Below are 10,684 nucleotides of genomic sequence, written 5' to 3'. Positions count from 1 at the left end.
TGGTCCCCCCGGCGGAAGGCTAAGCCAAACCGGGTGGCCGCAACAGGGGGCGACCACCCGGTTCGGCGTGATTCACGCGCGGACTACCCGTTCAGGTGCTGCTGGTGCCCATTGGGAGCGGGCGTGGATGAATCACGCCCCCCGGTCCCGTCTGTCGGATCGACGACTGCCGCATCGGCCCTGGTCGGGTCGGTCGACCCGGACTGCTGGGGGAAACGGTCCGGCAGACGGCGCAGCCGAGCGTTCATGTTGCGGATCAGCAGGATGGTCGCGGTGGCCAGCAGCAGGATGAGGAAGAGGCCCATCGGCCCGGCCAGACCACCCGTGCGGGTGTCCCCGAAGTTGTTCTCCGCGAGCACCTGGGCAGCGGTCAGCATGGCGTTCCTCCGATGTGCGGTTGGTAACCAGGGTAGCCCCGCCGGGAATCAGCGCGCGTGCGCCGTCTCCCGCACCCCCGCGAAGAGATCGGACTCGGGCAGCGGGCTGTCGACCATCGAGCGGGCCAGCTCGTAATCCTCGGTCGGCCAGGCGCTCTGCTGAAGCTCCATCGGCACGTGGAACCAGAAGCCGTCCGGGTCGACCTGGGTGGCGTGAGCGCGCAGCGCGTCATCGCGGACCGGGAAGTATTCGGCGCACTCGACCCGGGTGGTGATCCGCGGGCCCTTGTCGGGGCGATCCTCCCACCGCTTGAGCCACTCCTCGTAGGGCGACTCCAGACCGGCGGCCAGCATGCCCTCGTGCAAGGCCATGATCTTGCCCTTGGAGAAGCCGATGTCGTAGTAGAGCTTCAGCGGCTGCCAGGGCGCGCCCAGCTCCGGGTAGCGCTCCGGGTCACCGGCGGCCTCGAACGCGGCCACGCTCACCTTGTGGCACATGATGTGGTCGGGGTGCGGGTAGCCACCCTCCTCGTCGTACGTGGTCACCACGTGCGGACGGAACTCGCGCATCAGCCGCACCAGCGGGCCCGCGGCGACCTCGACGTCCTGGAGGGCGAAACAGCCCTCGGGCAGCGGCGGCAGCGGATCGCCCTCGGGCAGACCCGAGTCGACGAAGCCCAGCCATGCCTGGTCGACGCCGAGGATGGCCCGCGCGGAGTCCATCTCGGCACGCCGGATCTCGCCGATGTTGGCCCACACGTCGGGCCGGTCGAGCTTGGGGTTGAGCACGCTCCCGCGCTCGCCGCCGGTGCACGTCACGACCAGGACGTCCACCCCCTGAGCGACATACTTCGCCGTCGTCGCCGCGCCCTTGCTCGACTCGTCGTCCGGGTGCGCGTGCACGGCCATGAGACGCAGTTGCTCTGCCAACTTCGGCGCTCCTCGTCTGTGCCGGACGGTGGACCCGACCGGGCTCGACCGGCTGACCTGCCGGGATCTTTCCTCGCCGCACCCTGTCGCCGGCCACCAGCGCCGGGCATGACCTGCCATTCCTGCCGCTGGACCGGGTGGGAAGATGGGGCTCTGTCATTCTTGCCGATGCCGCCGACAACAACGCCAGGAGATACCCGCCGGTGACCGAGACGCACGCCACAATTTCACCAGGCGCGCCGGTATTCCCGGCCGGGCGCTACGGCCGCCGTCGGGCACCGGGCGGAAAGCGCCGCCGTACGCTGCTGGCCGCGCTGGCGCTGTTGGCGCTCGTGGCGACGCTGACCGTGATCTCGGTCCGGCTCTACCGCCAGTACGGGGACCCGGTCTACGACGCCCAGGTGATCACGTACACCGACATCACGGACAAGCAGGTGCTTGTCGACTTTCGGGTGACCGTCCCCCCGGGCGGATCAGCGGTCTGCGTGCTGCGCGCTCGGGACCGTGCCGGCGCCGAGGTGGGCCGCGAACAGGTCACCGTGACCGCCGATCCCGGGGATCGGCACGTGACGACCCAGCACCTCCTGACCACCACCGCGCGGCCGTTCATCGGCGAGGTTCTGCGCTGCCGACCACCGTCCTGAGCTGCGCGAACAGCACCAGAAGCGGGGCTGGCGGGGCGCCTACCCCCGGTGTTGGATCCGGACACCGGCGGTGATGGCCGACACGCTGTGTCGTACCGCACTGGTAACTTGGTAGTTCACCTGTCAGCCAGCCACGCACAACTGAGGAGAACGCCTGTGTCCACTGGCAACGAGGCGCCCGCCACCTGGCTGTCGCAGGACGCGTACGACCGCCTCCAGGCCGAGCTCGACGAGCACATCGCCAACCGTCCGGCGATCGCAGCTGAGATCAACGCTCGGCGCGAGGAGGGCGACCTGCGGGAGAACGGCGGCTACCACGCCGCCCGCGAGGAGCAGGGCAAGGCCGAGGGTCGCATCCGCTACCTGCAGGAGCTGCTGCGCACCGCGAAGGTCGGCGAGGCACCGTCCGCCGACGCGGTGTCGCCGGGCATGGTGGTGACGATCTACTTCGACGACGACACCAACGACACCGAGACGTTCCTGCTCGGTTCCCGGGAGATCGCGGCCACGACCGACCTGACCGTCTACAGCCCCGAGTCCGCGCTGGGCAAGGCGATCCTGGGCGGTCGAGCCGGGCAGACCTGCACCTACACGGCGCCCAGCGGCGCCGACATCAAGGTGACAGTGGTCAGCTTCGAGCCGTTCTCCGGCTGACCGTCGCCGATCGCGCTACCCGCTGCCGGCCGGGTCGACCGACGCCGGCACCCGCTGTCGAAACACCGCGCATCCGAGGCGTGGCACCCACCGGTGTCACGCCTCGGCCGCGAAGACCACCTGGTAGCCGCTGGCCCGTAGGGCGCTGATCAGCGTGTCCGAGTGCTCGACGCCCCGGGTCTCCACCGACAGCGCCACCTCCACCTCACCGAGGCTGAGGTGCGGGTTGGCCCGCTGGTGCTCCACGTCCACCACGTTGGCCCGGTGCTCGGCGATCTGGCTGAGCAGCGACGCGAGCTGCCCCGGCCGGTCCGAACAGCGGACGGTCACCCGCAGGTAGCGACCCGCCGCGGCCAACCCGTGCTCGATCACCCGCAGCATCAGCAACGGGTCGATGTTGCCGCCGGAGAGCACCGCGACCACCGGGGTCTCCACCTCGACCACGCCGGCCAGCAGCGCGGCCACACCGACCGCCCCGGCCGGCTCGACCACCTGCTTGCCCCGCTCCAGCAGCATCAGCAGGGCCCGGGAGATGTCCTCCTCGGAGACCGTGACGATCTCGTCGACCAGCTTGCGCACGTGGTTGAAGGTGATCTCCCCCGGCCGGCCGACCGCGATGCCGTCGGCGATGGTGGAGAAGATGGGCAGCCGTACCGGTTCCCCGGCCACCAGTGAGGGCGGGAACGCCGCCGCCCCGGCCGCCTGCACGCCGATGATCCGGACGTCCGGCCGCAACGCCTTCGCGGCCACCGCCATGCCCGAGATCAGACCGCCGCCACCCACCCCGGTGATGATCGTCTTCACCTCCGGGCACTGTTCGAGGATCTCCAGCGCCACAGTGCCCTGCCCGGCGATCACATCGGGGTGGTCGAACGGGTGGATCAGCACCGCGCCGGTGCGCTCGGCGTACGTGTGCGCGGCGACCAGCGACTCGTCGACGGTATTCCCGGCCAGCTCGACCTGCGCGCCGTACCCCTTGGTGGCGGCCACCTTCGGCAGCGGCGCGTTGACCGGCATGAAGACGGTGGCGTGCGTGCCGACCAGGCCGGCGGCGAGAGCCACGCCCTGCGCGTGGTTGCCCGCGCTCGCCGCGACCACGCCGCGCTCCCGCTCCGCCGCCGACAACCGGGAGATCCGCACGTACGCCCCCCGCACCTTGTACGAGCCGGCGCGCTGCACGTTCTCGCACTTGAGCCACGTCGGGCCGCCCAGTGCCGCGCTGAGCGGCCGGGAGGGCTCCAGCGGGGTGGTGCGGATGACGCCAGCGAGCAACTCCCGTGCGGCCCGCACGTCGTCGAGACCGACCAGTTCCGTCATGCCCCGATCGTGCCACCCGACTCCGGAGCCCTCGGCGGCGACACCGGGCTCGACTGGTGCGCCGGCGGGGTCACGGCCGGCGCGGGAACGTCCGGCAGCGGCAGGCCCGCACCGACCGGCGCCTCCCCGCCCGGCCCAGAGGCCGACGGCACGGCACCACCAACGGGATCTCCACCCGGAACCGGCCCAGCCGGCCAGACGGGGGCGTTCGGCCAGACCGGGGCGGTCGGCCAGGCTGGCAGCGCGCGGGCGATGCGGCCTTCCTGAGCTGCGGAGATCCGCTGGATCAGCAGGTACAGCGCCACCGCGGCGACCACGCAGGCCACCGCGGGCACGATGTTGCGCAGGAGGGAGTCGCGGTAGTAGTCGGCGTACGCCTGGTAGTCGCCGTCGGTCAACGGTGTCTCCGGCAGCCTGTCGTACGCCCGGCTGTCGAGGCGACTGACCACCCGCTCGCCGATGCTGAAGACCAGCCAGGCACTCCACCAGACGGCCACCAGGGTCGGGGTGAACCGCCGCCAGAGGCTGTCGCGGGCCACGTTGGCGACCACCCGGGCCGGCACCACGAGATTGGCGAAGGGCACCAGCCAACCGGCGATCGCCCAACCCGCACCGAGCGTCGGCAGGGCACCCGGGAACGCCTCGATGTTCTTCCGCGCCCGCCAGGTCCAGATGATCACAAGTACGGCGGCGGTGAGGTACGCGACCACCATGGGCAGCGACAGCACCACCTGCACGATCACCGCAGCGAGCAGCAGCTCATGCTCGTTGTCGACCCGGGCCTGCCGAGCCAGGGCCATTCCCACCAGCGGCGAGAGCGCCACTGCCAGGTAGAGCACGGCGGTCACGCCGACCGCGATGCGGACGGCCAGACCGATCCCGCGTACCCGATAGGTCGGCAGCCCCGGCGTGACGGGGGGCTGGCCGAGCGGTGTGTGGCAACGCTGGCATTCGTGGTACTCGGGGGACGTGGCGTCCCCGCAGGTCTGGCAGCGCATTGGTGTCCCCCGGGTCCGCGCGACGATGCGCGCACACCCTAGACGATCATGCGGTGGCCGGTGACCCGGTGCCGACTCGGGGATAGCCGGGGGCGTGGCGCGTCCACGGGGCGGCCATCTCGAACTGACCGGCCACGCCGAGCAGCAGCAGCTCCGAGCCGGGCGGACCGACCAGTTGCACGGCGACCGGCAGGCCGTCCGGGCGGCGTCCGACCGGCACGACGACCGCCGGCAGGCCGGCGATGTTCCAGGGCGCGGCGTACGGGGCGTACCGGATGTTGGCTGCCATGTTCGCCCGCCAGGACCGCTCCGACCAGCGGGCCGCCTCCGGTGGCGCGCTGGCCAGCGCCGGGGTGAGCAGCAGGTCGACCGAGTGGTCGGTGAAGAAGTCGACCGACCGTTGCCGCCAGGCGGCCCGGTCCGCCTCCCGCACGTAGCCGCGACGCTGCGCCCACTCGCCCAGCGCGACGTGCCGTCGGGTACGCCGTTGCAGCCCACGCCGGTCCAGACCGGAGGCCCGGACGTCGGTGGCGGCTGCGGCGAACCAGGTGGCGATGCCCTGGAGGCCGAGCGCGGTCGGGTAGACCGGATCGGCCGGCACCGTGTCGTGCCCGGCAGTGGCGAGGAGCCGACCGGCGGCGGCGACCGCGTCCCGGTTGGGCGCGTCCGGTGCGACACCGCGCACCGGGGAGCGCAGCGAGACCCCCACCCGCAGCCGCTGCGGGGGGACCAGCTTCTCGGGACGCCGGCCGGCGAGCACCGAGAAGCCGACCGCCGCGTCGGCGACCGTGCTGGTCAACATGCCGTGCTCGGTCAGGCCGAACCAGTCGTCCGCCCCGAGCTGGCAGGGGACCACGCCCCGACCGGGCTTGAGCCCGACGAGTCCGCAGCAGGCAGCGGGAATCCGGATCGAGCCGAGACCATCGTTGGCGTGCGCGATCGGCACCAGCCCGGCGGCGACCGCGGCGGCGGCACCACCCGAGGACCCACCGGGGGTACGCGTGCTGTCCCACGGGTTACGGGTCACCGCGCTGTCGTCGTCGGTCAGTGCCCACAGCCCCAGCTCCGGCATCCGGGTCACGCCGAGGATCACCGCGCCGGCGCCGCGCAGCCGACGCACCACCTCGTGGTCGGCCTCCGCCACGTCGGTGCGGGCGGCGGCCGACCCGTTCCAGGTGGGCAGGCCGGCGACCGGGGTGTTCTCCTTGACCGCCACCGGAACCCCGGCCAGCGGCAGGTTGGCCAGGTCCTCCTGCTCGTCGACCTTCTCCGCCTCGGTGATCGCCTCACCGCCGCGAACGACGCGGAACGCGGCCAGCTCACGGTCGGCTCGGGAGATGTACTCGAGGTGGTCGGCGACGACCTGGGTCGCCGAGACGTCACCTCGGCGTACGCCCCGGGCGATCTGCTTGGCGGTCGCTCCGACCCAGGTCGCCATGATGTCCTGCACGGCCATCCTCCCCCAGCGGTCAGCCCAGCGCCTGCTCCAGATCGGCGAGTAGGTCGTCGACCGTCTCGATGCCGACAGACAGTCGCACGAGATCGCCGGGAACTTCAAGCGGCGAGCCGGCAGCACTTGCGTGTGTCATCCGACCCGGGTGCTCGATCAGGGATTCCACGCCGCCCAGCGACTCGGCGAGCACGAAGAGCTTGGCCCGGTTGCAGATGTCCACGGCGTGGTCCTCACCACCGGCGGCGCGGAACGAGATCATGCCGCCGAACCGGCGCATCTGCTTGGCGGCCACCTCGTGACCGGGGTGCGAGGGCAGCCCCGGATAGATCACCTGGGCGACCTTGGCGTGCCCGTCGAGGTACGCGGCGAGCCGCTCGGCGTTGTCGCAGTGCCGGTCCATGCGTACCCCGAGGGTCTTGATGCCGCGCAGGGTGAGCCAGGCGTCGAACGGGCCGTTGATCGCGCCCATCGCGTTCTGGTGGTAGCGCAACTCCTCGCCGAGCCCGGCGTCGGCGACGACGAGCGCGCCACCGACCACGTCGGAGTGCCCGCCGATGTACTTGGTGGTGGAGTGCACCACCACGTCCGCGCCGAAGGCGATCGGCTGCTGGAGGTACGGCGAGGCGAAGGTGTTGTCCACCACCAGCAGGGCGCCCGCGTCGTGTGCCACGGCGGCCAGTGCGGCGATGTCGGCGATGCCGAGCAGCGGATTGGTCGGCGTCTCCACCCAGACGATCTTCGTGCGGCCGGGCTGCACGGCCGCCCGGATCGCGGCCGGGTCGGAGACCTTGGCCGGGCTGAACTCCAGGCCCCAGCGCTGGGCGACCCGGGCGAAGAGCCGGTACGTGCCGCCGTACGCGTCGTCCGGGATCACCACGTGGTCGCCGGGCTGGCACACGGCCCGCAGCAGGGTGTCCTCCGCCGCCAGGCCGCTGGCGAAGGCGAGCCCCACCGGCCCGCCCTCCAGCGCCGCCAGGCACTCCTGGAGCGCGTCACGGGTCGGGTTGCCGGAGCGGCTGTACTCGTAGCCGAGGCGAGGTGCGCCGACCGCGTCCTGGGCGTACGTGCTGGTCTGGTAGATCGGTGGGATCACCGCGCCGGTGCGGGCCTCAGGGTCCTGACCGGCGTGGATGGCGAGCGTCTCGAAGCCGTGACTCATTCTGGTGAGGCTAGTGCCCCGTCCCGAGGGCTGGAACGGAACCCGTGCTCCCGGGCGTGGGCGGGACCGTCCGGGACCGCCGGCATAGCCTGGCCCGATGAGCGGTTGCGTGTTCTGCGGGATCGTGGCGGGCGAGGTGCCGGCGTTCCGGGTGGCCGACACCCCGGACGGGGTGGCGTTCCTGGACACCCGCCCGGTGTTCAAGGGGCATGTGCTGGTGGTGCCCCGGGCGCACCTGGTCACCCTGGCGGTGTTGCCGGCCGACCTGCTGCCCGGTTACTTCGCCATGGTCCAGCGGATGGCGGTGGCGGTGGAGACCGCTCTCGGCGCTGGTGGGACGTTCGTGGCGATGAACAACAAGGTGTCCCAATCGGTGCCCCACCTGCACACCCACGTGGTTCCGCGTACCAAGGGCGACGGGTTGCGCGGCTTCTTCTGGCCACGCACCCGGTACGAGGACGACACCGAGGCCCAGGCGTACGCGGACCGGATCGCGACGGCGCTTCCCGGTAGGGCCTGACTGACGGTCACGCGGGTAAGGAAGCTGGACCCTCCGGTGTTACACGCTGGGAGAGGTACGAGAGGAGATCCCCACCGTGTTTTTGCGCCGTATGAACGCCGATATGGTCTCGCCCGACCAGGCCCTGCCGGGCCGCCCGATCGCCATGCCGGTCGCCGACCGCCACGAGGTGCTGGGCACCCCGTTGAAGGGCCCGTTCCCTGAGGGCCTCCAGGTCGCGGTCTTCGGCATGGGCTGTTTCTGGGGTGCCGAGCGGCTGTTCTGGACGCTGCCCGGCGTCTACACCACCTCCGCCGGCTACGCGGGTGGCATCACCAAGAACCCGACGTACGAGGAGACGTGCTCCGGCCGGACCGGGCACGCCGAGGTCGTCCAGGTGGTGTACGACCCCAGCAAGATCAACTATGAGGACCTGCTGAAGGTCTTCTGGGAGAACCACGACCCGACCCAGGGCATGCGCCAGGGCAACGACGTGGGCACCCAGTACCGCTCGGCGATCTACACGACCACCGACGAGCAGCGGACCATCGCGGAGTCGTCCCGGGACGCGTTCCAGCCGATCGTGACGCGGGCCGGCAAGGGTGAGATCACCACTGAGATCGCCCCGCTCAGCAGCTACTACTTCGCCGAGGACTACCACCAGCAGTACCTGGCGCCGACCAAGAACCCGAACGGGTACTGCAACCACGGCCCGAACGGGCTGAGCTGCCCGGTCGGGGTGGCCCGAGTCGGCGGCTGACAACCGCCACCCGCACACGTGTGATGCCCGGCCACCCAGGAGGTGGCCGGGCATTCCCGTCCGGCCCTGTGATCGAAATCCGTTGCCGAGCCCGACGAGAACTCGATAACGTGGCCGTACACGTGAAAGGAGGTGGTCCAGACTTGTATAGCAATCGGACTCGTGAGGTGGCTGTCAGCTAGCCGCTGTCCCCGACAGTGATCGGCCTGCCGCGAAGCGGGCAAAAGCACCATCGTCGAGACCGTGTGGCAGCGGTGCGGCGAATCCACGACAGCCACCCGACCCCCGGGGTGCCGGCCAAGTCCAGCCGGCCCGCGCACATGCGCGGAGCGCCCCGGGGGTCGCTCCATATCCGCGGGAGTGGCGATGTCCATGCGCGAGCTGGTGGTGCTGGGGACGGCCAGCCAGGCGCCGACCCGTCAGCGCAACCACAACGGGTACGTGCTGCGCTGGGACGACGAGGTGATCCTCTTCGACCCGGGTGAGGGCAGCCAGCGTCAACTCCTGCACACTACGGTCACCGCCACCGACCTGACCCGGATCTGCGTCACCCACTTCCACGGCGACCACTGCCTGGGCCTGCCCGGCACCATCCAGCGACTCTCCCTGGACCGGGTGGCCCACCCGGTCGCCGTGCACTTTCCCGCCGGCGGCACCGAATACTTCGCCCGGCTGCGGTACGCCACCTCCTTCTACGAGACCGCTGAACTGCGGGTCGAACCCATCGAGGCCGACGGGCAGCGGATCGCCCTGCGCTGCGGCACGCTGGAGGCACGCCGGCTCCGCCACCCCATCGAGACGTACGGCTACCGGCTGGTCGAGCCGGACGGGCACCGGATGCTGCCGGAGAAGCTGGCCGCGTACGGCATCGCCGGGCCGGCCGTCGGCGAGCTGATCCGCGTCGGGCACCTGGACCTCGACGGACGCCGCGTCACCCGTGCCGAGGTGAGCGTGCCCCGGCCGGGCCAGCGGTTCGCGTTCGTGATGGACACCGGCCTCTGCGACGGGGTGTACGCCCTCGCCGAGCACGCCGACCTGCTGGTCATCGAGTCGACGTTCCTGGAGTCGGAGGCCGCGCTCGCCGCCGAGGTCGGCCACCTGACCGCGGCGCAGGCCGCCCGGGTGGCGACCGAGTCCGGGGTACGCCGACTCGTGCTCACCCACTTCTCCCAGCGCTACCCCGACCCACGCCGGTTCCACGACGAGGCGCGCGCGCACTTCGACGGCGACCTGATCATCGCCGAGGATCTGACCACGGTGCAGCTCCCGCCGCGCCGGGTAGCCTCGGCCGGGTGACCGTCACGCTCCGCCCCGCGACCGAAGGCGACCTGATGGCGGTGGGTGCCCTGCACCAGCGCTCCCGGGTCGCCGCGTACTCCGCCTTCCTACCGGCCGAGGCACTGGCCGACCCGACACCGGAGGCGATGGGGCGGTACTGGGTCGAGCGGTGGATCTGGGAGCGGGACACCCACCGGATGGCCGTGGCCGAGCGGGCCGGGGCGCTGGTCGGGTTCAGCCATCTGGGCCCGGACGACGAGGACGACCCGGCCACCGGGCTGCTCAACGCGATCCACCTCGACCCGGCCGAGCAGGGCCGTGGCGTCGGCCGAACCCTGATGGTGGACGCGCTGGACGCCATGCGGGCGCAGGGCTGGCGGCGTGCCGTGCTCTGGGTGCTGCGGGACAACGCCCACGCCCGCTCGTTCTACGAGCGCGGCGGCTGGACCCCGACCGGAGCGGAGCGTGAGGAGCACATCGGTACGGCCCTCACGCCCCAACTCCGCTACGCCCGCCTGCTCTAACCCCAGGCACTGGTCGATCATGGAGTTGCGGTGGGCGCTTTGGGCACGAGTGCCTGCTTTGCGCACCACCACAACTCCATGATCGACGCGA

Annotated in this window: 12 protein-coding genes; 6 read left to right on the top strand and 6 right to left on the bottom strand. The window is 71.4% G+C overall.

Annotation, left to right across the window (positions count from 1 at the left end; translation table 11 throughout):
- Nucleotides 1–83: 83 nt before the first annotated feature.
- On the bottom strand, nucleotides 84–377 hold the full coding sequence (locus ACQRWP_RS32835) for a hypothetical protein (RefSeq protein ID WP_112582453.1): 294 nt from the start codon (nucleotides 375–377) through the stop codon (nucleotides 84–86).
- A 48-nt stretch (nucleotides 378–425) separates the two neighbouring features.
- Nucleotides 426–1,307 carry a mycothiol conjugate amidase Mca gene (gene mca / locus ACQRWP_RS32830; RefSeq protein WP_430500013.1) on the bottom strand — a complete coding sequence of 294 codons (882 nt, stop codon included), beginning with the start codon at nucleotides 1,305–1,307 and terminating at the stop codon, nucleotides 426–428.
- A gap of 203 nt (nucleotides 1,308–1,510) precedes the next feature.
- On the opposite strand from mca, the gene ACQRWP_RS32825 reads away from it, so the two are divergent.
- Both ACQRWP_RS32825 and greA read left to right on the top strand, forming a co-directional pair.
- Complete coding sequence (locus ACQRWP_RS32825) at nucleotides 1,511–1,951, top strand: DUF4307 domain-containing protein (RefSeq protein ID WP_430500012.1); 441 nt, start codon at nucleotides 1,511–1,513, stop codon at nucleotides 1,949–1,951.
- Between the two features lie 156 nt (nucleotides 1,952–2,107).
- Nucleotides 2,108–2,605, top strand: a complete 498-nt coding sequence (gene greA, locus ACQRWP_RS32820) for a transcription elongation factor GreA (protein WP_030337948.1) — start codon at nucleotides 2,108–2,110, stop codon at nucleotides 2,603–2,605.
- A 96-nt stretch (nucleotides 2,606–2,701) separates the two neighbouring features.
- On the opposite strand, the gene ilvA is transcribed toward greA, so the two are convergent.
- Genes ilvA through ACQRWP_RS32800 form a run of 4 tightly spaced genes read right to left on the bottom strand, consistent with a single transcriptional unit; the run spans nucleotide 2,702 to nucleotide 7,532 of the window.
- Nucleotides 2,702–3,922 carry a threonine ammonia-lyase gene (ilvA, locus tag ACQRWP_RS32815; protein WP_430500011.1) on the bottom strand — a complete coding sequence of 407 codons (1,221 nt, stop codon included), beginning with the start codon at nucleotides 3,920–3,922 and terminating at the stop codon, nucleotides 2,702–2,704.
- Nucleotides 3,919–4,920: a DUF4328 domain-containing protein gene (locus ACQRWP_RS32810; protein WP_430500010.1), complete on the bottom strand. Its 1,002-nt coding sequence runs from the start codon at nucleotides 4,918–4,920 to the stop codon at nucleotides 3,919–3,921. Before ACQRWP_RS32810 ends, ilvA begins: the two co-directional genes overlap by 4 nt.
- Nucleotides 4,921–4,966: 46 nt before the next feature.
- Nucleotides 4,967–6,376, bottom strand: a complete 1,410-nt coding sequence (locus ACQRWP_RS32805; protein ID WP_430500009.1) for an amidase — start codon at nucleotides 6,374–6,376, stop codon at nucleotides 4,967–4,969.
- A gap of 13 nt (nucleotides 6,377–6,389) precedes the next feature.
- Nucleotides 6,390–7,532, bottom strand: a complete 1,143-nt coding sequence (locus ACQRWP_RS32800; protein WP_196921129.1) for a cystathionine gamma-synthase — start codon at nucleotides 7,530–7,532, stop codon at nucleotides 6,390–6,392.
- 97 nt (nucleotides 7,533–7,629) lie between these two features.
- Here ACQRWP_RS32800 and ACQRWP_RS32795 point away from each other — a divergent pair, with 97 nt between their 5' ends.
- From ACQRWP_RS32795 to ACQRWP_RS32780, 4 genes are all read left to right on the top strand, one after another.
- Complete coding sequence (locus ACQRWP_RS32795; protein WP_430500008.1) at nucleotides 7,630–8,052, top strand: HIT family protein; 423 nt, start codon at nucleotides 7,630–7,632, stop codon at nucleotides 8,050–8,052.
- Between the two features lie 76 nt (nucleotides 8,053–8,128).
- Complete coding sequence (msrA, locus tag ACQRWP_RS32790; protein WP_430500007.1) at nucleotides 8,129–8,791, top strand: peptide-methionine (S)-S-oxide reductase MsrA; 663 nt, start codon at nucleotides 8,129–8,131, stop codon at nucleotides 8,789–8,791.
- A 366-nt stretch (nucleotides 8,792–9,157) separates the two neighbouring features.
- Nucleotides 9,158–10,087, top strand: a complete 930-nt coding sequence (locus tag ACQRWP_RS32785; RefSeq protein WP_430500006.1) for a ribonuclease Z — start codon at nucleotides 9,158–9,160, stop codon at nucleotides 10,085–10,087.
- Nucleotides 10,084–10,593: an N-acetyltransferase family protein gene (locus ACQRWP_RS32780; protein WP_430500005.1), complete on the top strand. Its 510-nt coding sequence runs from the start codon at nucleotides 10,084–10,086 to the stop codon at nucleotides 10,591–10,593. Before ACQRWP_RS32785 ends, ACQRWP_RS32780 begins: the two co-directional genes overlap by 4 nt.
- Nucleotides 10,594–10,684 lie beyond the last annotated feature (91 nt).

The organism is Micromonospora trifolii (assembly GCF_050516465.1).
Classification (GTDB): domain Bacteria; phylum Actinomycetota; class Actinomycetes; order Mycobacteriales; family Micromonosporaceae; genus Micromonospora; species Micromonospora trifolii.
Note: the sequence above shows the minus strand (reverse complement) of the source record. Positions and strands in the feature narration are given on the sequence as shown.